Origin of the sequence: Janthinobacterium sp. SUN026 (assembly GCF_030397625.1) — a bacterium.
Taxonomy (GTDB): domain Bacteria; phylum Pseudomonadota; class Gammaproteobacteria; order Burkholderiales; family Burkholderiaceae_D; genus Janthinobacterium; species Janthinobacterium kumbetense.
Genome location: NZ_JAPQNU010000006.1, coordinates 183,304 through 206,705, shown reverse-complemented (window position 1 = coordinate 206,705; position 23,402 = coordinate 183,304). Strand labels below are relative to the sequence as shown.

The 23,402-nt window shown below is 62.6% G+C and carries 24 protein-coding genes; 12 read left to right on the top strand and 12 right to left on the bottom strand.

The genetic code is table 11. The annotated features are described in order from the left end of the window. Window position 1: 1 nt before the first annotated feature. The 3 genes from OX459_RS24325 to OX459_RS24315 all read right to left on the bottom strand — a co-directional run bounded on the left by OX459_RS24325 (window position 2) and on the right by OX459_RS24315 (window position 3,340). Complete coding sequence (locus OX459_RS24325; RefSeq protein WP_289906917.1) at window positions 2-1,165, bottom strand: cyclopropane-fatty-acyl-phospholipid synthase family protein; 1,164 nt, start codon at window positions 1,163-1,165, stop codon at window positions 2-4. A gap of 74 nt (window positions 1,166-1,239) precedes the next feature. Continuing rightward, on the bottom strand, window positions 1,240-2,037 hold the full coding sequence (locus OX459_RS24320; protein WP_289906866.1) for a DUF1365 domain-containing protein: 798 nt from the start codon (window positions 2,035-2,037) through the stop codon (window positions 1,240-1,242). Continuing rightward, a complete protein-coding gene (locus OX459_RS24315; RefSeq protein WP_289906864.1) occupies window positions 2,027-3,340 on the bottom strand; it encodes an FAD-dependent oxidoreductase in 1,314 nt (437 codons plus the stop codon). The genes OX459_RS24320 and OX459_RS24315 overlap by 11 nt, the downstream gene beginning before the upstream one ends. A gap of 205 nt (window positions 3,341-3,545) precedes the next feature. Between OX459_RS24315 and OX459_RS24310 the strand changes: the two genes are divergently transcribed. From OX459_RS24310 to rpoH, 5 genes are all read left to right on the top strand, one after another. Continuing rightward, window positions 3,546-4,487: a MerR family transcriptional regulator gene (locus OX459_RS24310; protein ID WP_289906863.1), complete on the top strand. Its 942-nt coding sequence runs from the start codon at window positions 3,546-3,548 to the stop codon at window positions 4,485-4,487. A 164-nt stretch (window positions 4,488-4,651) separates the two neighbouring features. Further along, entirely contained in the window at window positions 4,652-5,710 is a 1,059-nt protein-coding gene (gene ftsY / locus OX459_RS24305) for a signal recognition particle-docking protein FtsY (protein ID WP_251351064.1), read from the top strand. 8 nt (window positions 5,711-5,718) lie between these two features. After that, the gene (locus OX459_RS24300) at window positions 5,719-6,456 is read left to right on the top strand and encodes an ATP-binding cassette domain-containing protein (RefSeq protein WP_077399798.1); all 738 of its coding nucleotides are present in this window, start codon (window positions 5,719-5,721) and stop codon (window positions 6,454-6,456) included. Next, window positions 6,453-7,373 (top strand): permease-like cell division protein FtsX, encoded by a 921-nt coding sequence (ftsX, locus tag OX459_RS24295; RefSeq protein ID WP_099665445.1) that lies wholly within the window; start codon window positions 6,453-6,455, stop codon window positions 7,371-7,373. Before OX459_RS24300 ends, ftsX begins: the two co-directional genes overlap by 4 nt. 411 nt (window positions 7,374-7,784) lie before the next feature. Further along, entirely contained in the window at window positions 7,785-8,684 is a 900-nt protein-coding gene (gene rpoH / locus OX459_RS24290) for an RNA polymerase sigma factor RpoH (RefSeq protein WP_170846504.1), read from the top strand. 90 nt (window positions 8,685-8,774) lie between these two features. On the opposite strand, the gene OX459_RS24285 is transcribed toward rpoH, so the two are convergent. Continuing rightward, a complete protein-coding gene (locus OX459_RS24285; RefSeq protein WP_077399791.1) occupies window positions 8,775-9,041 on the bottom strand; it encodes a hypothetical protein in 267 nt (88 codons plus the stop codon). A gap of 178 nt (window positions 9,042-9,219) precedes the next feature. Between OX459_RS24285 and OX459_RS24280 the strand changes: the two genes are divergently transcribed. After that, window positions 9,220-9,672 carry a hypothetical protein gene (locus OX459_RS24280; RefSeq protein ID WP_251351062.1) on the top strand — a complete coding sequence of 151 codons (453 nt, stop codon included), beginning with the start codon at window positions 9,220-9,222 and terminating at the stop codon, window positions 9,670-9,672. A gap of 3 nt (window positions 9,673-9,675) precedes the next feature. Here the strand turns inward: OX459_RS24280 and OX459_RS24275 are convergent, their stop codons facing one another. Together OX459_RS24275 and OX459_RS24270 are read right to left on the bottom strand one after the other, a co-directional pair. Beyond that, window positions 9,676-10,023, bottom strand: a complete 348-nt coding sequence (locus tag OX459_RS24275; RefSeq protein WP_289906861.1) for an antibiotic biosynthesis monooxygenase — start codon at window positions 10,021-10,023, stop codon at window positions 9,676-9,678. Further along, window positions 10,020-11,147 (bottom strand): cytochrome P450, encoded by a 1,128-nt coding sequence (locus OX459_RS24270; protein ID WP_289906859.1) that lies wholly within the window; start codon window positions 11,145-11,147, stop codon window positions 10,020-10,022. The genes OX459_RS24275 and OX459_RS24270 overlap by 4 nt, the downstream gene beginning before the upstream one ends. Before the next feature lie 76 nt (window positions 11,148-11,223). On the opposite strand from OX459_RS24270, the gene OX459_RS24265 reads away from it, so the two are divergent. The 3 genes from OX459_RS24265 (at window position 11,224) to OX459_RS24255 (ending at window position 14,811) form a co-directional block, all read left to right on the top strand. Beyond that, window positions 11,224-11,922: a helix-turn-helix transcriptional regulator gene (locus OX459_RS24265; protein ID WP_251351060.1), complete on the top strand. Its 699-nt coding sequence runs from the start codon at window positions 11,224-11,226 to the stop codon at window positions 11,920-11,922. 140 nt (window positions 11,923-12,062) lie between these two features. Continuing rightward, window positions 12,063-12,917, top strand: a complete 855-nt coding sequence (locus OX459_RS24260; protein WP_289906916.1) for a DUF3667 domain-containing protein — start codon at window positions 12,063-12,065, stop codon at window positions 12,915-12,917. Window positions 12,918-13,158: 241 nt separating this feature from the next. After that, entirely contained in the window at window positions 13,159-14,811 is a 1,653-nt protein-coding gene (locus OX459_RS24255) for a patatin-like phospholipase family protein (protein WP_099665450.1), read from the top strand. 70 nt (window positions 14,812-14,881) lie between these two features. Here the strand turns inward: OX459_RS24255 and OX459_RS24250 are convergent, their stop codons facing one another. The 5 genes from OX459_RS24250 to OX459_RS24230 form a co-directional block, all read right to left on the bottom strand. Continuing rightward, window positions 14,882-15,100 (bottom strand): YqaE/Pmp3 family membrane protein, encoded by a 219-nt coding sequence (locus OX459_RS24250; protein ID WP_289906915.1) that lies wholly within the window; start codon window positions 15,098-15,100, stop codon window positions 14,882-14,884. Between the two features lie 79 nt (window positions 15,101-15,179). Then, on the bottom strand, window positions 15,180-15,761 hold the full coding sequence (locus tag OX459_RS24245; protein ID WP_099665451.1) for a TerD family protein: 582 nt from the start codon (window positions 15,759-15,761) through the stop codon (window positions 15,180-15,182). A 34-nt stretch (window positions 15,762-15,795) separates the two neighbouring features. Continuing rightward, window positions 15,796-16,491, bottom strand: coding sequence for a TIGR00266 family protein (locus OX459_RS24240; RefSeq protein ID WP_099665452.1), 696 nt, complete (start codon window positions 16,489-16,491; stop codon window positions 15,796-15,798). Window positions 16,492-16,563: 72 nt separating this feature from the next. After that, entirely contained in the window at window positions 16,564-17,139 is a 576-nt protein-coding gene (locus OX459_RS24235; protein WP_070222543.1) for a TerD family protein, read from the bottom strand. 131 nt (window positions 17,140-17,270) lie between these two features. After that, entirely contained in the window at window positions 17,271-18,344 is a 1,074-nt protein-coding gene (locus OX459_RS24230; protein WP_076568380.1) for a DUF475 domain-containing protein, read from the bottom strand. 117 nt (window positions 18,345-18,461) lie between these two features. Here OX459_RS24230 and nhaR point away from each other — a divergent pair, with 117 nt between their 5' ends. From nhaR to OX459_RS24215, 3 genes are all read left to right on the top strand, one after another. Continuing rightward, complete coding sequence (gene nhaR / locus OX459_RS24225) at window positions 18,462-19,376, top strand: transcriptional activator NhaR (RefSeq protein WP_289906857.1); 915 nt, start codon at window positions 18,462-18,464, stop codon at window positions 19,374-19,376. 123 nt (window positions 19,377-19,499) lie between these two features. Beyond that, on the top strand, window positions 19,500-20,834 hold the full coding sequence (locus OX459_RS24220) for an MFS transporter (protein ID WP_289906856.1): 1,335 nt from the start codon (window positions 19,500-19,502) through the stop codon (window positions 20,832-20,834). 120 nt (window positions 20,835-20,954) lie between these two features. After that, a complete protein-coding gene (locus OX459_RS24215; protein WP_099668233.1) occupies window positions 20,955-22,295 on the top strand; it encodes a hemolysin family protein in 1,341 nt (446 codons plus the stop codon). Here OX459_RS24215 and OX459_RS24210 read toward each other — a convergent pair. Then, complete coding sequence (locus tag OX459_RS24210) at window positions 22,292-23,371, bottom strand: AI-2E family transporter (RefSeq protein ID WP_099665455.1); 1,080 nt, start codon at window positions 23,369-23,371, stop codon at window positions 22,292-22,294. The genes OX459_RS24215 and OX459_RS24210 overlap by 4 nt on opposite strands. Window positions 23,372-23,402: the final 31 nt, after the last annotated feature.

Below are 23,402 nucleotides of genomic sequence, written 5' to 3'. Positions count from 1 at the left end.
ATCACTCCTTGATCAGGGTAAATTGCATCACATCCGTGTTGTGCGCCTGGAAGGCGGCCTCGCAATACGCAAGGTAAAACTCCCAGGTGAGCAGGAAACGGCCGTCGAAACCCTGCTTTTCCAGCACCGTGCGCTGGGCCAGGAAGCTGGCGCGCCACTGGCGCAAGGTTTCCGCGTAATCGAGGCCAAAGCTGAAGGCGTCTTCCACGCGCAAGCCCTGCGCCTCGGCGGCGCGGCGGAATTCGGCCGGCGAGGGCAGCATGCCGCCCGGGAAAATGTACTGTTGAATAAAATCCGTGCTCTTGCTGTAGCGCTCGAACAAGTCGTCGGCAATGACGATGGTCTGGATGCAGGCGCGTCCGCCCGGCTTCAGGTTGCGCGCCACGCATGCGAAATAGCCGGGCCAGTAGCTTTGTCCCACGGCTTCGAACATCTCGATCGAGGCGATGGCGTCGTACTGGCCTGCGCTGTCGCGGTAATCGCACAGCTGCAAGTCGGCCTGCCCCGCCAGACCCGCGTCCTGCAGGCGCTGGCGCGCATAGGCGAGCTGTTCGGTCGACAAGGTCAGGCCCGTCACGTGCGCGCCGCAGTCGCGCGCCGCCGTTTCCGCAAAGCCGCCCCAGCCGCAACCGATTTCCAGCACGCGTGCGCCCGGCTGCAGTTGCAACTGGTCCGCGATGCGCGCGTATTTCGCCCCTTGCGCCTGCTCCAGGCTGGCGCCTTCGGTGAACAGGGCGCTCGAATACGTCATTGACGGGTCCAGCCACAGCTGATAGAAGGCGTTGCCGATGTCGTAATGGGCATGGATATTCTTCTTGCTGCCCGCACGCGAATTGCGATTGAGAAAATGCCGGACCTTGTACACCAGGTTGCCCCACCAGTTGCCATAAATCAATGACTCGATGTGCGCGCGGTTGCGTATCATCAACTCGATCAAACCCGGCAAATTGTCCGTGCGCCAGTCGCCGGCGATAAACGTTTCGGCAAAGCCGATGTCGCCCGAGCGCAGGACGGCCGCACACAGGCGCCAGTTGTGCAAGTCCAGGGTGACGGGATGGCTGCCATCGCCGTACAGCAAGATGCTGCCGTCCGGCGTGCGCAGGCGCAGCGCGCCGTATTGCAATTTTTCCAATAGGCGCACGATCATGCGCCCGGCAGCGGGCATGTCCACGTGCGCATGCCCATGCAAGGGAGTGGAACTGCTGCGCGCATGCAGGCCGGTCGGCAGGGAGTCGGAGCTCATCGGGACACCTTTTCTTGTGGAGGGTGGGGTTTGCTGAAAAACGGCACGCGGCGCAGCCACAGGCGCAAGGCTTGCCAATGGATGCGCGCCATCACGCCGAACGTCATCAGGGGATAGCGCAGCAAGGCCCAGGCGATGGCGCCATCGCGCAACGGCTGCGCCGTGCCGGACAAGCTCGTCTGCAGCAACGGGCCGTCGAGGTCGTCGTAATCGACCCGGGCCAGATGGCGCTCGCCATCCTGGTCGTTGTTGCGCAGGAAACGGAAGCGGTACTGGCCTTCCACCTTGCAAAACGGCGACACGTGAAAGATTTTCTTGGCGACCAGTTCGCTGCCATACGCGATGGCGCCGCCCTGCTCGAGCAAGTACAGATGGCGCTCGCCAAAGGTATTGCGCACGTCGCAGAGCACGGCCCGCAGCGCGCCGTCAAGCCCGTGACAAAACCAGAAACTGACGGGATTGAAGACATAGCCGAACATGCGCGGCATGGTTTGCAGCCAGATTTCGCCGCCCGCGTCGACCACGCCATGCTGGCGCAGCAAGCCGTCGATCCAATCCAGCAGCGGTGTCGTGCCATCGCCATGGTCGCTGTCGCGGAAGGACAGCACATTGGCGCCGTTGCGCGAAATCAAACGGGCAGAAAAATCCTGCGCGCCCAGGCTGCGCAGGGGCAGGCGCAGGTAAAACATGCCGTAAGCAAAAGCATGCGCGCGCGGGCGCAGCCGCGCATGGCGCACCCGTCCCAGGCACAGCTGGGGCTGCGGCCGGAGCGGTTGCGTGGGATCACGCGGCATGGCCGAGCTCCGCCGACGCCATGCCATTCAGGGCTTGCGCCACGCCCAGGCCCGACTTCAAGCCGTCTTCGTGGAAGCCATAGCCCGTCCAGGCGCCCGCGAACCACGTGTGCTGCGCGCCCTGGAAGCCGGCCAGGCGCGTCTGGGCGGCAATGGCCGCGCCATCGAACACGGGGTGGGCATACGAAAACTCGTCGATGATGCTTGCCGGATCGGGCTCGTCGAGCGGATTGAGCGAGACGATGACGGGCGTGGTAAACGGCAGCGGCTGCAACTGGTTCAGCAAATAGTGCACGCACACTTGCGGCGCTTCGCCCTCCCCCGCTGCCGGCCGTCCCTGGTAATTCCAGGCGGACCAGGCACGGCGGCGTTGCGGCAGGCAGGAGGCATCCGTATGCAGCACAGCCCGGTTCGGCTGGTAGCGCACGGCTTCGAGCACGGAGCGCTCGTCGTCGCGGATATCTCCCAGCAGGGCCAGCGACTGGTCGCTGTGGCAAGCGAGCACGACGTGATCGACATGCTCGACGCCGGCGGCCGTATGCAGCTCGACCATGCGCGCGCCGCCGTGCCCCTGGCGGCGCACGGCCAGCACGGGGCGCGCCAGGCGCTGCTGCGGTATGCCCGCCAGCAATTTTTCCACGTACACGCGCGAGCCGCCCCGCACCGTGCGCCATTGCGGCCGGTCGCTCACTTGCAGCAAGCCATGGTTGTGGCAGAAACGGATGAACGTGGCCAAGGGAAAGGCCAGCATCTGGCGCGCCGGACACGACCAGATGCAGGCGGCCATCGGCAACAGATACCAGTGACGGAATTCGTCGCCGTAGCCGTGCAGGTCGAGGAATTCTCCCAGCGACAGGGCCGGCGCCGGCAAGGCAGCCGTGGCCAGGGCGCTGGCCTGGCGGTTGAAGCGCAGAATGTCGCGCAACATGCGCAGGAAGGCGGGGCGCAGCAGATTGCTGCGCTGGGCAAACACGGTGTCCAGATTGGCGCCCGCCCATTCCAGCACGCGGGCATCGGGCGCAGCGCCCAGCGGCATCTTCACGGAAAACGACATGTCGCTGTCGGCCGCCTCGACGCCCAGTTCGTCAAACAGTTGCACCAGATGCGGGTAGGTGGCGTGGTTAAACACAAGAAAACCCGTGTCGACGCCATGCGTGACGCCATCGAGCGTGACATCCACCGTATGGCTGTGGCCGCCAAAGTAATCGCCCGCCTCGTACAAGGTGACGTCCTGGCCCGATTGCGCCAGGCGATAGGCACACGACAATCCTGCGATTCCTGCTCCGACGACGGCAATTTTCATGAGTGCACCCGTGTTATGTTTGTCCTGGACAAAACAAGCTGCATCGATAGTCAGTCAAATATTGATCTATGTCAATGAGCACCTGTTGTCGTTCACAAACTTATACGCGAGCAATATCCAATCGGATTCAGCTATTTGGTACGGGGCGGCGGAAGGCGTAGAATGCCAGTAACGTTCTTTTCGGCATGCGAGCAACCCCACTGGTATGGATACTGACCTGCAACTATCTCCTGCCTTCAGCATCGGCGATGTCGAACGCGACACCGGGCTGGCCAAGGAAACCTTGCGCGTGTGGGAGCGCCGCTACGACTTTCCCCAGCCGCGGCGCGACGCCTTTGGCGAGCGCAGCTACCCGGCCGAGCAAGTGCAAAAGTTGCGCATGGTCAAACGCCTGCTGGACCTCGGATTTCGTCCGGGAAAAATCATGCAGCACAGCACCGCGCAACTGCAGCAGCTGGCCAGCGCCGGCAGCACGCCGCCGCCCGCGCCGGCGCCCCAGCTTGAACACTACCTGGCCCTGTGCCGCAGCCACCAGATGGCGGAACTGGGCGACGCCCTGCGCCAGGCGCTGGCCGTGCTGGGCTTGAAAGCGTTCACCATCGACGTCATCGCCCCCCTCACCGGCATGGTGGGCGAAGCGTGGGCTTGCGGCGAACTGGCGGTTTACGAAGAGCATCTGTATAGCGAAACCTTGCAAACGGTGATGCGGCACGCCATCTTTTCCCTTCCGCAAGCAAGCAGCCCATCCATGCGCTCGCCGCGCATCGTCCTCAGCACCTTGCCGCAGGAGCGTCACGGCCTGGGGCTGCTGATGGCTGAAGCGCTGTGCGCGGCGGCCGGCGCCCATTGCATGTCGCTGGGCGTGGAAACGCCGCTGACGGACATCGTCGCGGCCGCCCGCGCGCAGCGGGCCGACATCGTCGCGCTATCGTTTTCCAGCGCCAGCAAGCAACGGCAGACGCGCGACAGCCTGCAGCAGCTGCATGCAAGCTTGCCGCCAAGCATGGAATTGTGGGCAGGGGGACGCAGTCCCGTGCTGACCAAGCAGCCGCCACCCTTCTTGCATGTGCTGGACTTGCGGCAAGTCGACGAAAGCATCGCCGACTGGCACCGCCGCCACCAGGCGCTCGCCCTGCAAACCCACTGAACCGGCGGAAAAGCGCAGCAACTGCGGCGATCTCCGTGGATAGCGGCGCAATGTTGCCAATCGAACAGTAAAGCATGAAGGGCCGGGCGCGCTCTGGTAGAATAGCCCGTAACACAGTGTCCGGCGCCGCCGGGCCTTAGGTCAGCACCCGCCACCACACATCCATGTTTAGTTTCTTCAAGAAAAAACCCATCGCTCCCGAGGCTGCACCAGCCGAGCCCCTCGTCCTTCCCGCCGCCACGCCGCCTGCACCGCAGCCTGCCGCCACGCCCCTGAGCGGCGCGCCGGCCGAGCTCGTGCCCGTGATCGTCGCAGCCGAACCCGAGAAAAAATCGTGGATGACGCGCCTGAAGGCCGGCCTGTCGAAAACCTCGAACACCCTGTCCGTGCTGTTCGTCGGCGCGAAGATCGACGACGCCCTGTACGAAGAGCTGGAAGCGGCGCTGCTGATGTCGGACGCCGGCATCGACGCCACGGAATTCCTGCTGACGGAATTGAAGAAAAAGGTCAAGGAAGACAAGCTGCTCGACGCGGCCGCCGTCAAGGCCGCCCTGAAAGTGCTGCTGATCGACCTGCTCTCGCCGCTGGAAAAGCGCTTCGAGCTGGGCCGCCACAAGCCGCTGGTGATGATGATTTCCGGCGTGAATGGCGCAGGCAAGACAACCACCATCGGCAAGCTGGCCAAGCACATGCAGTCGAATAACCAGTCCGTGCTGCTGGCCGCGGGCGACACCTTCCGCGCCGCCGCGCGCGAACAGTTGATGGTCTGGGGCGAACGCAACAACGTCACCGTGATTTCGCAGGAATCGGGCGATCCGGCCGCCGTGGCCTACGACTCCGTGCAATCGGCGAAGGCGCGCGGCATCGACGTGGTGATGGTCGACACGGCGGGACGCTTGCCGACACAGTTGCACCTGATGGAAGAATTGAAGAAAATCAAGCGCGTGATCGGCAAGGGCATGGATGGCGCGCCGCATGAAACCCTGCTTGTGATCGACGGCAACACGGGCCAGAATGCCCTCACGCAAGTGAAGGCCTTCGACGATGCCCTGCAGCTGAGCGGCCTGGTGATCACCAAGCTGGACGGTACCGCCAAGGGCGGCGTGCTGGCGGCGATTGCCCGCGTGCGTCCCGTGCCCGTGTATTTCATCGGCATCGGTGAGAAAATTGAAGACTTGCAGCCTTTCGTGGCTGCCGAATTTGTCGAAGCGCTGCTAGGATAAGCCTATACATGATTGAATTTCAGCACGTCTCCAAGCAATACTCCGCCGACGCCGTGGCGCTCAGCGACATTTCCCTCAATATTGCCAAAGGCGAGCTGGTGTTTTTAGCGGGCCCGTCCGGCGCCGGCAAATCCACCTTGCTGAAAATGATCGCCGCCATGGAACGCCCCACGTCGGGCAAGCTGATCGTCAATGGCCAGGACATGGCGAAGATCAAGCCGGCCGGCGTGCCCTTCCTGCGCCGCAACATGGGCCTGATCTTCCAGCAGCAAAAATTGCTCAACGACCGCTCCATCCTGGCCAACGTCATGCTGCCGCTGCTCGTCGTCGGCGCCCACAAGACGGCCGCCGAACAGCGCGCGCGCGCCGCGCTCGATAAAGTCGGCTTGCTGGACCGCGCCATGGCGCGTCCCCTGTCGCTGTCGGGCGGCGAGCAGCAGCGCGTGTCGATCGCGCGCGCCATCGTCAACCGGCCGCAGATCATCCTGGCCGACGAACCGACGGCCAACCTGGACCGCGCCAGCGCCAACAAGGTGCTCGACGCCCTGAAAGCATTCCACTCCGTGGGCGTGACTTGCCTTATTTCCAGCCATGACGAACAGATGCTCGACGCCGCCGCCCGCGTGATCCACCTGAAAAACGGCCAACTGGTGGCCATCGACAAGGCCACGCAGGCGCCCGTGTTCGCGCCGCCCGATCCCGATTTCGCCCCCGGCGCCGGAGATGACGCGGGAGAACAGGCATGAGAGGCTGGTTCCGTCAACATCGCTTCGCCCTCGGTTCGGCGCTGATCCACTTGCGCAAGTCGCCGGGCGGCTTCCTATTGAACGTGCTCGTCGTCGCCATCGCCCTGTCGCTGCCGTTCGCCGGCTTGACCATGCTCGACAATGTCCGCCCCATGTCGGAACAAATGTCGGTCGACCCGGAAATCAGCGTCTTCCTGAAGATCGACACGCCGCGCGAGCAAGCCGTGGGCCTGGCGGGCGCCATGCGCAAGATTGTCGGCGAGCAAAAGGCGAAGATCGTCTTCATCCCGCGCGAACAGGCGCTGGATTCGCTGAAAAACAAGAATGGCCTGGCCGACGTGCTGAGTACCCTGGGCGACAATCCCCTGCCCGACAGCTATGTGCTGAAACTCGACGCCTTCAGCAGCGCCAGCGAAGCGCAGGATGTCGATGCCGTGGCGGAACAGCTGCGCCACTTGCCCGGCGTAGAATCGGCGCAAGTCGATTCGGCCTGGGTCAAGCGCCTGGCGGCCCTGCTGGGCGTGCTGCGCCTGGTGCTGTTGCTGCTGGCCATTACCCTGGGCGTGGCCGTGATCGCCGTCGTCTTCAATACCATCCGCCTGCAAGTGATGCAGCAGCGCGATGAAATCAGCATCTCGAAATTAATCGGCGCGACGGACACCTTCATCCACCGTCCCTTCTATTACACGGGCGCCCTGCTGGGCTTGTGCGCCGGCGCGCTGGCGCTGGGCGCCGTGGCGCTGGCCTTGCAGCCGCTGAACACGGCGATTGCCGAGTTTGCCCGCCTGTATGCGTCCGAATTCCAGCTGGTGCCGCTGGCGCCGCTGCCGATGGCCGGCTTGCTGGCCGTCAGCGCCGGCCTGGGCCTGATCGGCGCCTTCCTGTGCGTGCAGCGCCACCTGGCGCGCCTGAACTGATCTTCTTTCCCATGGCGGCGCCTCCGGTGCCGCCATGCGCCCTCCCCATACTGCTGTTATCTTGATATTAAGCAAGTATTCTTAAGGTTCGCTTCAGCCAGAGGCCGTAGACTGGCTACGTTGTCGTGAAGCGGCCTGCAGCACTGTTCAGATCGCTATTCAGACATATTTATCAGGCATTCATTCGCCATAGTATTTAGGCTATCAGATCGATTAAATGTGCTGATTGGCACTCTCAAGCAGAGAGTGCTAATATAGGGACATACCAACAGCAGAACCGCCATGGACGCCAGATCAAGATGGTGCCGCGATCTGCAAAGTGCAAGACCGAATACGCAAAAACGACGATACAAGCTGCCACGTCGCGTGACGTGGCCAACTGGAACAAAGCAAGACTACGAGGGAGAAAACATGACTATGATGTCCGCAACGTCCGCATTGGTTCCGACCAAAAGTAATGCGCTGGGCCTCGGGTTCACTGGCAATCTGGGCAATATCGACGCCTATATTTCGGCCGTGAACCGCCTGCCCATGTTGACCCACGACGAAGAAATTTCGCTGGCGACACGCCTGCGCGAAAAAAATGACCTGGCCGCCGCGCAAGAACTGGTGCTGTCGCACCTGCGCCTGGTGGTCTCGATTGCCCGCGGCTATCTGGGCTATGGCTTGCCGCACGCCGACCTGATTCAGGAAGGCAATATCGGCTTGATGAAAGCCGTGAAACGTTTCGATCCGGACCAGGGCGTGCGCCTGGTCTCGTACGCCATGCACTGGGTGAAAGCCGAGATGCATGAGTACATCCTGAAAAACTGGCGCCTGGTCAAGGTCGCGACGACGAAGGCGCAGCGCAAGCTGTTCTTCAACCTGCGCAGCCACAAGACGGGCCTGGATGCGATGACGCCGAAGCAGATCGATGCGCTGGCCAAGCTGCTCGACGTGAAACGCGAAGAAGTGATCGAGATGGAAACGCGTTTGAGCGGCCGCGACATTGCGCTGGAATCGCCGACCGACGATGAAGACGACAAGTTTTCGCCGATCGCCTACCTGTCGTCGGAGCAAAGCGAGCCGACCAAGGTGCTGGAAGCGGAACAAGTGACGCGCCTGCAATCGGAAGGCCTGGAAACGGCCCTGTCCAAGCTGGACGCCCGTTCGCGCCGCATCATCGAAGCGCGCTGGCTGGCCAACGACGACGGTTCCGGCGCCACCCTGCACGCGCTGGCGGAAGAGTTCGGCGTATCGGCCGAGCGCATCCGCCAGATCGAAGTGGCGGCACTGAAAAAAATGAAGGGCGCGCTGGCGGCCTACGTGTAATTCCCAGCAATGCCGCAATGTAAAAGGCGCCGCAAGGCGCCTTTTAGTTTTACTACTTGATGTTTATCAACAGATAAACATGGCAGCCAGTTAAGCTGCAGCCAGGCCCTTGCTGATCAATTCAGCAACGACTTCATTCAGATCCGCGCCGCGCTCCTTGGCCAGGGTCTGCAATTGCAAGACCAGATCGCTGTTCAGCTTGACGGCGAATGGCACCAGGCCCAGGGCCTGGTCGCGCTTGCGCTGTTCGCGGCGGTCGACGACCACCGCTTCCTTACCGAATGCACCGGCGCCGGGAACATTCATCTTTCCCATCAGTTTCTTGGCATCGCTTTTGGCCAGGTCGGTTTTTTTCATGGTTGTTTCCTGATTTTCAAAACAGCCATTCTACGCAGTAATCGGCGCGCCGCGTGGCTCGCGCCTCAATTCATCGGCAGCACGCCAATAGTGCGCCGGAAAAATATCATTTTGTTACTATCATTTTATCCCACGCGTGAACAAGCACGCCGGGGACGCACCACCTGAAAGGAAAAACATGTCTACTCTGAACCGCTCTTACCGCACCGTACTGCTTCCCCTGTTCTTCGCCTGCCTGGCCATGCTGGCCGGCTGCGGCGCGGCCGGCAGCGCCGGCGACGCGGAAAACACGCCGCGCAGCGTCACCCACGTGCTTTCGCCGGGCGAACAGGTGGCCATCACGGCCACCGATACCCTGAAACTCGAACGCGTCAACGACAGCCGCTGCCGCAAGGGCGCCGTGTGCGTGTGGAAAGGCTACGTCAGCTACAGTTTCAGTTTGCTCAACAGCGCGGGCACGACCGACATCGTCCTGTCCGAGTCCATGCCCGGCGCCGCCAGTTCCGTCACCGTCAACCACCTGACGTTCACCCTGCTCGACGTCGACCCGGCCACGCCGCCCGCCCTGAATGCGGCCGAACCCACCTACCGGGTCAAGGTGAAAATCACGCAGGGCGCGCTGCCCCGCTAATGGCTAGGCATCGTGGCGCCACTGGCTGTCTTCGGGCGCCTGCTGCCGCTCCAGCATGCCGTAATCGCGCACGACGGCGGCGATGCGCAGCCGGTAATCGTCGAACACGCCGTGCCGGCCGGCCGATTGCGCCGCGCGGTGCGCTTCCAGCTGCCGCCACTGCGCCAGCGCCGCCTCGTCGCGAAAGAACGACAGCGACAGCAGTTTGCCAGGCTCGCTCAGGCTGCTGAAGCGCTCGATGGAAATGAAACCGTCCACTCCATCGAGCAGGGGCCGCAGGGACGCTGCCAGGTCCAGGTACTGCTGGCGTCCTGCGGCGCTGGGCCAGACCTCGAAAATCACGGCAATCATGCGTTTGCTCCTTGCACAAAAACGGGGATGCGGGCGTTCAGCGACGGCAGATAACGCCACGCCAGCGGCAAGCTTTCCCATGCCCCCGCCCACGCCTGCAGACAGGCCGTGGCGATAGCGAGCGCGATGGCCTGGCCCGGACAGGCGTGGCGGCCATGACCAAAACCCGACTCCGCCTGGCCGGCGCTGGCCAGCACGACGATGATCATCTGCCCGGCCGGCACGCGCACGCCATTGCACTCCGCGTCTTCCGCCGTGTAGCGGCGCGTGTTGTGGATGGCGGGATCGCGCAGGCTGACTTCGCGCAGCATGGCCGGCCACAGCTCGGGCGCGGCGCGCAGTTGCGGCAGCAAATCCGGCTGCGCGCGCAAGGCCACGATGGCATTGCCCAGCAAGCCGGCCGTGGCGTCGCACGTCTGCGACAGCAAGCCGACGAGGTTGGCCAGCACGCCGCCCGACGCTTGCCAACCCAAGGCATCCGCCTCGGCCACGATGGCGGCCAGCATGCTGCCGGGCCTCACGTCGCCCTCGCGCAGCAGACGGCCAAAACTTTGCAGCAAGGCCTCGGCCGCCACTTGCGCACCGGCCAGTTGCTCGGCATTGCTCAGCGGCGACAGGCAGGCGACAAAAGCGCGCGTCCAGGCGGCCAGCGCCGGCCATTGCGCTGGCGCAAAGCCCAGCAAGTCCGCCATGGCGAACAGGGGCAGCTCAAAAATCGCATCGTTCAGCTGGGCGGCGCTGCCGGGCACCCGGTCACCGGCAAGGTGCAGCGCCCGCCCCTGCAAGCGCGCCATATCCACCTGGCCCAGCGCGCGCGCCAGCACCTGTTTTGGCAAGGCATGCCGTTCGCCATCGTTCATACGCACCAGTTCGGCAAAGATCGCGCCGCACGGCGTGCCCGCCAGGTTGTGCGGCACGCCCAGGTCCGCTGGCCGCACGCGGCAGGCGGGATGCGCCAGCACGGCGCGCACGCCGGCTGCGCCCGTCGCCAGCCAGCAGTCGAGCTGCGCATCGAATCGCAGCGGCGGCCCCTCCGCCAGGCGGCGATAGTAATCGTGCGGCGCAGCGTGGGTGACGGCAGAGAAAGGGTCGACGGGGTCGGTAACAGAATCGGTGGGCGGCATGCGGCTTCCATTGCAGTGAGGTAGGGAGCAGAGTATGCTGGCCCTTCCACCACAACACTTCGCTAACGGACGAATCATGGATGACAAGCATCAAGCCCGCACGGCCGACATGGGACTGGCGCAACTGGCCGGCGCCATCGCCGAACCGGCCCGCGCACGCATGCTGTGCAGCCTGCTCGACGGCCATGCGCGCACGGCCACGGAATTGGCGGCGCTGGCCGAGGTGGGCGCTTCGACAGCCAGCGCGCATCTGAGCCGGCTGCGCGACGATGGCTTGCTGTCGATGCTGGCGCAGGGCAAGCACCGCTACTACCGCCTGGCCAGCATGGAGGTGGGCCAGGCCCTCGAAGCGCTGCTGGTGGTGGCCGGCGTGGCGGCAACGCCGTTTACGCCCACCACGCCGGACCGCCTGCGCCATGCGCGCACCTGCTACGACCACATGGCCGGCACGGTGGCCGTCGCCCTGCATGACCAGCTGCACACGCAAGGCTGGCTGCTGGACGATGGCGGAGAATATCGTTTGTCGGAAGCGGGCGCGGCTGGCATGGCGGCCCTGGGCATCGACGTGCCGCAATTGCAGCGCCAGCGCCGCCGCTTCGCCTGTGCCTGCCTGGACTGGAGCGAACGGCGCGCCCACCTGGGCGGCGCGCTGGGGGCGGCCCTGCTGCAGCTAGCCCTGCGCCAGCGCTGGGCCGAGCGCGAACTCGACAGCCGCGCCCTGCGCCTCACGCCGGCCGGTGAACAACGCCTGCTGGCCGCCTTCCGTGGCGCCTGACCGGCGCAGGATTTTGTATCTCGGAAGCAACTAGAACGCGAAAAAAATGCGCTTTTATCATTGTTTTCATTCATCATATGCTGCGCCCTTGAGCGATCATCTTTACCTTTCGGCCATGGAAAGAGTCCATCTTGAAAACAGTGTCATCCAGCACGCATCCCGCCAGCACCTGCCATAACTGCCATACCGATGCGCCAGGCAACTTCTGCAGCGCCTGTGGCCAGACAACGGCCGTGCACATGCCCAGCGCGCGCGAATTCCTGCATGAATTTGTCGCCCATTATGTGGCGCTCGAAGGCAAGCTCTGGCGTACCCTGGCCCTGCTGCTGTTCCGCCCTGGCGCACTCAGCAATGAATACCTCGCGGGACGCCGCGTGCGCTACGTCGAGCCGCTGCGCGTCTACCTGACCTTCAGCATCCTGTTCTTTGCCATCCTCAAGTTCAGCAGTCCCGACGTGTTCCTCACCGTCCACGACCAGCAAGCCCAGGTGGGCGCCCATGGCCCCCGCCAAACTCCGGAAAACCAGACGTCGACCATGCAGGTCAGCATTTTGGGCCAGACACCCACCCTGCCGCACCAATGGCAAGACTTTGAGCAACTGCCCACGGCCGAGAAACAGAAACTCGTGGTGGAAAGCTTTTTCCATTACGCGCCGTACGCCATGTTTTGCCTGATGCCGCTGTTCGCCCTGTTCCTGAAAATCCTCTACCTGGGCAGCGGACGGCGCTATGGCGAGCACTTCCTGTTCGCCCTGCATACGAATGCCTTCGCCTTCATCACGATGGCGCTGATGCTCCTCATCCCCGTCGACCTGGTCCGCCTCGTGCTCGGCGTCTGGCTGCTGGCCTACCTGCCCTGGGCCATGTGGCGCGTGTATCCAAGCGGCAAACTCGCCACCGTCTGCCGCTGGCTGCTGCTGATGGTCGCCTACAGCCTCGCCATGAGCCTGGCGATCGTGGCCTGCATCGCCATCGGCGTGATGCTGCGGCATTAAGTTACTCCACCAAGAAGCGCTCTGGCGGTCCTGCTGCCAGCGGACGCTCCACCATTGATGCAGATCAATGACGATGGCTTGTGGCCGCTGGCACTGGGCGTGCTGGCGCACGGGCCATGCCTGCGCGCGTAGCGGCGCTGCCCTGTCCGCTTATCAGCTGAATAGGTGATTGTTGCCGGGTTTGCTAGAATCGCACACGTTTCCGTCCGTATCCCAACCCCTGACTACGCACAGATCACGCATGCATCCACGTTTGTTCGCCCCATTTATCCTCGTTGCGCTGCTGAGCGGCTGCACGGTACTCGCCCTGCGCCCCAACAGCGGCGTCGAAAACCGCACGTTTACCGTGCAGGAAACCCCGCGCCTGCGCATCGACGCGCCCAAGGCGCGCATCCAGAATCCCATGCCCAACGACCACTTCATCGGCATCGCCCTCTCCGGCGGAGGCAGCCGCGCAGCCAATTTCTCGGCCGCCTCGCTGGAACAGCTGGAACAGTTCGGCCTCGTCAGCGGTGCCTCGGCCATTTCCGGCGTCTCGGGCGGCGCCATCGCGGGCGGCTACTATGCGCTGCATGGCAAGCAGACGGACTGGCCCTTGCTGCGCAGCAAGCTGAAAACGGATTTCTTTGGCCAGACCATCTTGAAACCCGCCAACCTGACGACGATGTTGTTGACGAACAAGACGCGCACCTCGTTCCTGTCCGACGTGCTGGATGATGTGCTGTACGACAAGAAAACCTACCAGGACTTGCCGCACGGCGGCCCCATCTTCCTGGCCAACGCGACGGACGCCACGGATGGCGGCAAGCGCGTGGTGTTTTCCTACGAGTATTTCTACAGCACCCTGCATTCGCCGATCCAGGATATCCGCCTGGCCACGGCCGTGGCCACCTCGGCCGCCTTTCCCGGCGTGTTCGATTCCGTCACCTTCGAGCGTTTCCGTCCGAAAAACAGTTTCGTGCCGGAACTCGGTTCCGAGTCGCGCGAATCGCCGTCCTACGTGCACCTGTTCGACGGCGGCGCGGCCGACAACCTGGGCGTGGAAACCCTGTGGGACGTGGCCCTGACTCAGCTGTACGGCAACGACATGGCCGTCGTGCCGCCGCGCCTGAACAGCAAGCCCTTCATCCTCATTTCCATCGATGCCAACGCGCCCAATTCCAGCGCCGTGTTTGAAAAGATGTCGGACGAGCGCCAGCCGCTGGACCGCATTTTCAACAAGAATATCTACGACGCCGTCGACGCCCTGTTTTCGCGCCAGCGCAAGGAAAACCTCGTCAAGATGGGCTTTGGCCAAGCCCGCTTCGATACCATCACGCATGAAAACTTTGGCGACCTGAGCCAGAAATTCGTCAAAAGCAAGCGCACCTCGGCCTTTGCCATCCCCGTGCTGTGCCGCCCCCACCTGGGCCAGTACCGCTGCGAAGTCGATGCGGCCGATCCCTTGCCGGGCCAGATCCGCACGCGGCTGGAAGGCTTTGCCTGGCATATTTCCATCGATCAAATTGCCTCGCTGGCGCTGCGCCTGGCCAGCGAAGACGTGCACGTCGACAGTGCCCGCAAGGAAGAGCGCGCCGCCCTCGTCAAGCTGCAACGGCTGGCCACGCAGACGAAAACCCATCTGAAGCTGACGGGCCCGGAAAATTGCAGTCCGGAAGTGTTGCAATCGGCCCTGTACAGCGCCGCGCGCGTGCTGATCCTCGACGACGAGGAATCGCGCTTCGCCCTGTGCGACTACATGCTGGCGGGCCAGCTGATCAATGACGACACCGTCTGCAAGCAGCGCTATGTCCACGCCGTGCCCCGCTTCGCCATCGAAAGCGAAGATTTGCAGTACCGCAACCTGAGTTCGGACGGCAATTCCGTGAACGTGCCGATCCGCTGCAAGAAGTGAGCGCGCACAAAAAAGCCCGCACGATCGCTCGTGCGGGCCTTAGCGCAAGGATACCTGGCGCCCGGTTGATTTAGATCAACCGACTACGCCTGCGCATGTAGCTGCGGCTTAACGCACCTTCCAGTTCCTGCTCCGTCTTATGCTGGTTCACCGTGTACAGGGCCCACAGGGCCGCCGGCGCCCAGCCGATCACAGTGCACTGCAAGATCAAGGCGGCGACACCGGCCAGCGGGCGCCCCAGCATGAAAAACGTGAGACACGGAAGTAGCAAGGCTATCAGCAATCGCATCACGACATACTCTCCTAAATATAGAGCAGCGGACGAGGGCCGGTATCCGGTCCGTCCCCCGCCCGCTGCGTACTGCTCCTTATAGATGCACGGAAATTTGGGGCATCAAGTCGTCAAAGGTGCGACCGTTGCCGTTTTCTCCGATGGCGTGCATCTTCCATTCGCCGTTATGGCGGTACAGCTTGGCCATGATCTGTGCCGTGTGGGAACCTTGCACAGACAGGTTGAAACGCGCGACTTCCTGGTTATTGCTGGCATTCAAGATGCGGCAATAGGCGTTTTCCACCTGCGAGAAGTTCTGGCCAGTAAAGCTGTTGACGGTGAAGACGAGGCTCTTCACGTGCGCCGGCACTTTCGACAGATCGACATTGATCTGTTCGTCGTCGCCATCGCCCGCGCCCGTGCGGTTGTCGCCCGTGTGGACGATGCTGCCGTCCTTGCTTTTCAGCTGGCGGAACCAGACGATGTCGGACGTGCTCTTGTTGTCGTCGAACATGACGCACGAGGCGTCCAGGTCGACGGCTTCCGTCTTCGAACCGAAACCGAGGAAACCCTTGGTCTTGGCCGCATCCCAGCCCAGGCCCATGGTGATACGAGTCAGGGTGGTACCAGCTTCTTTGTCCAGAGAAATCTTCTGGCCCTTGCTCAAATTGACAGACATACGCATAGCTCCTGTTTGGTTGGTTACTGCTTGATTACGCCGGCTTGCTTTGGGTCCAGGCGAGGAAGGCTGCGCGGTTGCGCGAGCACACGAGGATTTTTCCCGTGCCTGAAAACTTCAGCACCATGCCCTCGCCGCTGGTCTGGCTATTGATCAGGTTACCCAGAAAGCCGCCGCTGCTGCCGGTCGTCATGGAAATTTCGTATTGCAGGCGGTTGTCCCAGCACACGACGTGCGAGTTATCGATCACCACGTCCTTGCCAGGCGTCACTTCGAGTATCGACATCGCGCCAAAACCAGATACCGCCAACTGGCCGCTGCCTGCCGTCTCGGTGATGAAAAAACCACCGCTCTGGGCAAACAGCGCATTGCCAAGGCTTTGCGTGCGCACCTTCAATTCCACGCCAGACGTGGCCGCCACGAAGGCGCCGTCGCTGATCATGTATTGCTGGGCGCCAACCTCGAGCACCCGCATCGCGCCGGGCAAGGTGGGCGACAGCAGACAATCGCCGTCGCCCCGCATGGCCTCGATATGCTGCTGAAAGAACGATTCCCCGTTGGCAAAGGTGCGCATCAGCGCGGCGCCTATGCCGCCCGTCATCTTGCCTTTCAGCTCAAGATTGGTTTCCATCATCACCATCGCATTGGACTCGCAATAAATCTTCTCGCCCTTGGCAAGCGACACATGCAGGAACGGGTCGACGTCCCCGGTAATAGTAAAAACTGGCATCTGACTGTTCCTTCCTCAACTAGGTAATGATGGGGGCGGCCCGCAGCGCGGACCGCCTTTGCTATTGACGACTTAGACGCCGACGCCGAACGACGCTGCCAGGGGACCCAGGCCGCCTTTATATCCCTGGCCGATGGCCTTGAATTTCCAATCGCCGCCATTGCGGTAAATTTCGCCGAAGACCATGGCCGTTTCCGCCGAACCGTCTTCCGACAGGTCGAAGCGGGCGATTTCCGTGTTGCCGTTGGCATTCACGCAACGCACGTACGCCTTCGATACCATACCAAAGTTTTGCTTGCGCGCTTCGGCATCGTGAATCGTGACGCAGACGGCGATCTTGTCGATCTCGGCCGGCACCGTGGCCAGGTCGACGACGACGGTTTCATCATCGCCATCGCCGGCGCCCGTGGTGTTGTCGCCCGAATGGGTGACGGAGCCGTCGCTCGATTTCAGGTTGTTGTAGAAAATCATGTCGACGTCGGCGCGAACCTTGCCGTCGGCCTTCAGCAGGAACACGGAGCCGTCGATGTCGAACGCGGCGCCGTCGGTGGCGCGGGCATCCCAGCCCAGGCCGATGATCATCTTCGAAATGCCAGGGGCTTCCTTGCTCAGGTTGACGTTGCCGCCTTTTTGCAGACTGATTGCCATGATGTATTACTCCTATGTGGGTTGTGTAAGACCAAACACCTGGCGTCCTCCACCGGCCTGACTCCCCAGGCCGGCGGCGACGCTTGCTACAACTTGCCGACAAACGGGTGTAGTCGTTTGTCGCGCATTCTTTACACTGCCTTGACCGCTTCCAGCGCTTCCGTCCGGCCTTCTTCGAGGGCCATCCTGCGCTTGTAGCGGATCGACGACCACAGCGAGGCGAGGATGAAGGCCACGCCGATCAGACCCGTGAAGATCTCGGGAATGTGGAACTTCATGCTGACCAACATGATCACGGCCAGGATACCGATCGCATAGTGCGCGCCGTGCTCCAGATAAACGAACTCGTCGAGCGTGCCCTTGCGCACCAGGAACACCGTCATCGAACGCACGAACATCGCGCCAATGGCCAGGCCCAGCATGATGATCACGACATCCTTGGTGATGGCAAACGCGCCGATCACGCCGTCAAAGCTGAACGAGGCGTCGAGCACTTCCAGGTACAGGAAGCCGCCAATGCCGCCGCGCTTGACGATGTCGCCCACGTTGCCGTCGCCGTTATCGCCTTCCAGCAAGCCGCTGACCACATCGACGCCCACGTAGGTCAAAATACCCCACAGACCGGCCGTCAGCACTACCAGTTTCTGGCCTTCTTCGATCATCGACAGGCTGGCCATCAGGGTGCCCAGCGCGATCATCACGGAAATCGACGAAATCTTGCCCAGCGCGCCCAGTTTTTCTTCAATACGGCCCAGCCAGTGCGTTTCCTTCTCCGAGTCCAGCAGGAAGTTCAGGAACACCAGCAGCAGGAAGATGCCGCCGAAGGCCGCCACTTCCGCATGGTGATTCGTCAGGTGCATCGAGTACTGTTCAGGATTGCTCAGTGCCAGATTCCATACTTCCATCAAGCCCAGGTCGGCCGCTTGCGCCACGATGACCAGCGGGAACACCAGACGCATGCCAAAGACGGCGATGATGATGCCGACGCCCAGGAACAAGCCCTGCCAGAACTTGTCCCAGTTCTTCAGCACCGAGGCGTTGACCACCGCGTTGTCGAACGACAGCGAGACTTCCATCACGCCCAGGATCACCGCGATACCGAGCGCCGCCAGCATCGTCTGCACGCCGCCGTGCGTGTAACCCCACCAGGCGGAAATGCCCAGGCAGATAAATGTCACTAGAAATGACACTCTGAAATGTTTCATCGATAGTTCCCCTTTATCCAAATTCAATGGAACGTAGTATAGGGACGTGTGACACATTTAAAAATAGAAGATAATGGAAGTATTACTTCGTAAAAACAGAAGATAGAGGATGCAGCGATGAAAACCACCGGTTTCAATTACCGCCATTTGTACTTCTTTTGGGTGGTCGCCAAGGAAGGCGGCGTGACGCGCGCGGCTGAACGGCTGGGACTGGCCGTGCAAACCATCAGCACCCAGCTGGCCCTGCTGGAAAAGGAGCTGGGCAAGTCGCTGCTGCAGCCGCAGGGGCGGCGCCTGGTGCCGACGGAAGCGGGCCGGCTGGCGCTCGGCTACGCGGACCAGATTTTCCTGCTGGGCGAGCAGATGCAGGAAGCGCTGGCCGACACCGACGCGGAAAAGATGCGCCTGACGGTGGGCATTTCCGATTCCTTGCCGAAACTGATGGCGTACCGCATGCTCGACGCCACGCGCAGCCTAGACAAGCCCGTCAAGCTGGTGTGCCTGGAAGATGAATTCGAGTCCTTGCTGGCCGACCTGGCCTTGCACAAGCTGGACCTGGTGTTGACGGACCGCGCCGTGCCGGCCGGCGCCAGCCTGCGCGTGTCCAGCCACCTGTGGGGCGAGAGCGCCATGAAGCTGTTCGGCATCCCCGCGCTGGCCGCCCAGTACCGCGACAATTTCCCGCACAGCCTGCACGGCGCCCCCTTTTTACTGCCCGCGCGCAACAACGCCTTGCGCGGGCGCATCGACGAATGGATGGTGCAGCAAGGCGTGCGCCCCGACGTGGTGGGCGAATTCGAGGACAACGCCATGCTCAACGCATTCGGCCGCAAGGGCCTGGGCCTGTTCTTCGCCTCCGCCAGCCTGGCGGCCGATATCGAGGAACAATTCGGCGCCGTGCTGGTCGGCGACGCCTCGTCCCTGCGAGAGCAGTTTTACGTCATTTCCAACGAGCGCAAGATCATGCATCCTGCCCTCGACGTCATCCTGGCGGCCATCCAGGGGCACCCGAAGATTCACAAGGAAACCTGATAAATCCATTCGAAAATAACGTTTGAATAATTAATCAAAAGCGATTGTAATGAAGCCTGAGACAAACACGCGCCCCTCCCCCGCCGGAAAGGCGCGACCACCATAAAAAACAGGAGCGGCACCATGTCCACGGCAGGCAAGACGATCGATATTCCCGATCTCATCAATAACAACAAGATCGGTTCCTTCCAGATCGGCATGCTGATCCTGTGCGGGCTGTGCGTCATCATGGATGGCTTCGACGTGCAGGCGATGGGCTATGTGGCGCCCGCCATCATTGCCGACTGGCACGTGAGCAAAGCCAACCTGGGCCCCGTGTTCGGCGCGGGCTTGCTGGGCATGCTGGTCGGCTCGCTCGTCTTCAGCATCACGGCCGACAAGTTCGGCCGCCGTCCCGTGCTGATCGGCTCGACCATCTTCTTTTCGCTGTGCATGCTCGTCACGCCGCTGGCCACCACCATCGAGCAATTGCAGCTGATCCGTTTTATCACGGGCCTGGGCCTGGGCGCCGTGATGCCGAACGCCATGGCGCTGGCCGGCGAATACAGCCCCCTGCGCAAGAAAGTCACCCTGATGATGCTCGTCTCGTGCGGCTTTACCCTGGGCGCCGTGCTGGGCGGTTTATTGTCCGCCGCGCTGATTCCTGCGTTCGGCTGGCAATCCGTGTTTTACGTGGGTGGCGTGGTGCCGCTGGTGATCGGCGTGCTGATGTTCTTCCTGCTGCCGGAATCGATGCAATTCCTGGTATTGAAGAAACGCAAGCTGGATCAAGTCGCCAAGTGGCTCAAGCGCATCGATCCGACGGTGACCATCACGGCCGAAACCCAGTATGTCGTGCATGAAAAGGAACACAAGGGCGCGCCCGTGCTGCAATTGTTTACGGGCGGCCGCGCGAAGATGACGATTTTGTTGTGGGTCATCAACTTCATGAACTTGCTGAACTTGTATTTCCTGTCGAACTGGCTGCCGACGATTGCCAAGGAAGCGGGCCTGTCGACGGCCAACGCCGTGCTGGCCGGCACGGCCCTGCAAGTGGGCGGCACCATCGGCACCCTCGTCATGGGCCAGCTGATCGACCGCTCCAGCTTCCGCCGCATCCTGCTGCCCTGTTTCCTCGTCGCCGCAGTCGCCATTGCCCTGATCGGCCGCCCGGACGTGTCGCTGGCCTTCCTGTTCATCACGATTTTCATCGCCGGCTTTTGCGTGGTGGGCGGCCAACCTGCCGTCAACGCCCTGGCGGCCAGCTACTATCCGACCACCCTGCGCTCGACGGGCATCGGCTGGAGCCTGGGCGTGGGCCGCATCGGCTCCATCATCGGCCCCGTGCTCGGTGGCGAGCTGATCCGCCTGAACTGGCCCAACAGCACGATTTTCCTCGTCGTCGCCATCCCGGCGGTGGTCTCGGCCGTCATGGTGTTTGCCATGCGCGGCGGGCCGCAAACGGCGGCCAAAGGCTGAACAAGCGTGAAAAACCTGCCGCGCCCGCCCGCCCGCACGGGCGGCGAGCGCGGCTAAATTAGGCTATGGCGCCCTTCGTCGTTTAAGATGTCGTTTTTACAGCCCATCTTCAGCGCCCCCATGCACAATGTCTTGCTAGTCCTGCTCGCCCTCTTCCTGGTCGCGCTGAACGGTTTTTTTGTTGCCGCCGAGTTTGGCATCGTCACCTTGCGGCGCACGCGCATCCGCGCCATCGCCAAGACACAGGGGCTGCGGGGCCGCATCCTGGCCAAGGTGCATGGCCAGCTGGACGCCTACCTGTCCGCCTGCCAGCTGGGCATCACCCTCGCGTCGCTGGGCCTGGGCTGGGTCGGCGAACCGGCCTTCGCCGGCTTGCTCGAGCCCCTGTTCGGCGCCATCGGCGTCACCTCGCAAGAGCTGATCCACGGCGTGTCCTTCGTCGTCGCCTTCAGCGTGATTTCCTTCCTGCACATCGTCGTGGGCGAACTGGCGCCCAAATCGATGGCCATCCGCAACCCGGAAGCCGTCGGCCTGTGGAGCGCGATTCCCCTGTACGGCTTTTACTGGACCATGTACCCGGCCATCTACCTGCTCAACGCCAGCGCCAACTGGGTGCTGCGCCTGGCGGGCCTGTCCGGCAAGGGCGGCCACGACGCCCATTATTCGTCCGAAGAACTGAAACTGATCCTGCGCACCAGCCAGCCGGGCGAGAAATTTACGCGCGACGAACGCAACATCCTGGCGCAGTCGCTTGATTTCGAACAAATGACGGTGTCGGACCTGATGCGCCCGATCAATGAAGTGATCGCCCTGCACGCTTCCAACACCCTGGAAGAAAACCTCGACACGGTGCTGCGCAACCGCTTCAGCCGCTACCCTTATTTCGACACGAATGAAGACGACGTGCTGGGCGTGGTGCACCTGAAGGACCTGTTCTTTGCCCAGCAGGCGGGCAAGCCGATCACCTCGCTCACGCCCTTCCTGCGTCCCGTCGACGTCATTTCCGCGCGCACGCCGGCGCTGGAACTGTTCCGGCGCTTTCGCGACGGCGCGCCCCACTTCGCCCTGATCGGCGAAAAGGGCAAGCGCCCGCTGGGGTTCATCACCCTGGATAACTTGCTCGGCGCCATGGTCGGCGAAATCCGCGATGAATTCCGCCGCAATGAAAACGACTGGCTCAAGCAGAGCGACGGCACCCTGATCGGCAAGGCCAGCCTGCCCATCTTTTCGCTCGAACGCATCCTCGGAATCGATATCGAAAACGAGGAACTGGGACTGGACGACGTGGAATCGGTGGGCGGCTTGATCATGGTCAAGCTGGGAGATATTCCAAAGCAGGGCCAGCGCATCACCTTCGTCGACTTCGACATCGTCGTCAAGAAGATGAACGGGCCCCGCATCGTGCTGATCAAGGTGATCCCGAAACAGGAACGCGACCTCGATGCGGACTTGCGCGATTAATCTTTTTTCAAGGTAAGCGTGTCTTTACCCTGCGGCACGGTGGTTTCGCCCACCGTCCACGTTTGCAGCAAGCTGTACAGTACCGCCAGCAGGGTCGGGCCGATAAAGATGCCGACGAAGCCGAAGGCCAGCACGCCGCCCAGCACGCCCAGCAACACCAGCAGGAATGGCAAGCTGCTGCCGCGGCTGATCAACATGGGCTTGACCACGTTGTCCACGCCGCTGATCAGCAGCGCGCCCCACACCAGCATGAAGATGCCCCAGCCCGTCTGCCCGTCGGTAAACAGCCAGATGGCGGCGCCGCCCCAGATCAGGGGCGGGCCCACGGGAATCAGCGAAAAGATGAAGGTGGCCACGCCCAGCAGCGCCACGGCCGGCACGCCGGCGATCAGGAAACCCACCACCGCCACCAGCGCTTGCGCCAGCGCCGTGCCCAGCAAGCCGTACATGACGCCGCGCACGGTGCGGCTGATGGTCAGGCCCACGCCGGGCGCGCTGTCGCCGATGATGCGGCCGGCGCCCGTCATCAGGGCGCGGCTCAGCTGCTGGCCGTCGCGGTAGAGGAAGAAGCTGACGAACACGGCCAGGCTGGTCTGCGCCAGGCCCGTGCCCAGCAGGATGCCGCCGGAAGCGAGGAAGTGGCGCGCCGGTTCCAGCATGGTCTTACCCAAATTCAATAATTCCTCGCGGTCAGCCAGCAGGCGCTGCACATAGCCGTCGATGGTTTCGCCCACCACGGGTATGCTGGCCAGCCAGGCCGGCGGATGCAGTCCGCCCGATTCCAGCGCCGCGCGCAGCTGTTCATAGATGCGCGACACATTGTCGGCCAGGTTGTAGGTGACGAGGGCCAGCGGCAGCACGATGACCAGGATCAGGGACAGGGTCATGATGGCGGCGGCCCAGTTGCGCCGGCCTTTCAGGCGTTCGAGCAGGAGGAGGTACAGGGGCCAGCTGGAAATGCCCACGCAGGCGGCAAACAGCATGGCGGCGAGGAAGGGCCGCAAGACGAAAAAGCAGCCGATCAACAAAAAGATGATGGCTGCCAGACGGGCGTGGGGCTCGAAACGTTTATCCATGTACTGCGTATCCTGAAGATGGCGCCCGGGG